The sequence below is a fragment of the Bacillus cereus group sp. BfR-BA-01524 genome (genome assembly GCF_022662595.1).
In the GTDB taxonomy this organism is placed as follows: Bacteria; Bacillota; Bacilli; order Bacillales; family Bacillaceae_G; genus Bacillus_A; species Bacillus_A thuringiensis_S.
The window spans coordinates 1-211 of the sequence record NZ_JAKUDW010000506.1; the positions used below are offsets into that span (position 1 = coordinate 1).

Here is a 211-nt window from a genome sequence, read left to right on the forward strand (position 1 = left end):
AGACATGTTTGCTAACTTAGATGAACAGGCGAAAGAGAAAGCGAAGTCAATTTTAGAGCAAAAGAAATCTGGAAAATTAACGCATGAACAAGCAAAAGAGGAATTAACAAAATTAGGTGTGAAACTTCCAGAGAAAGAGAAGCGTGAAGACATCTTTGCGGGATTAGATGAAGCAACAAAAACAAAAGCAAAAGCGATTTTAGAGAATGAA

General features: G+C 35.5%; 1 pseudogene. It reads left to right on the top strand.

The window, feature by feature from the left end:
- A pseudogene (locus MR170_RS32110) lies at positions 1 to 211 on the top strand (hypothetical protein); the annotation flags it as partial.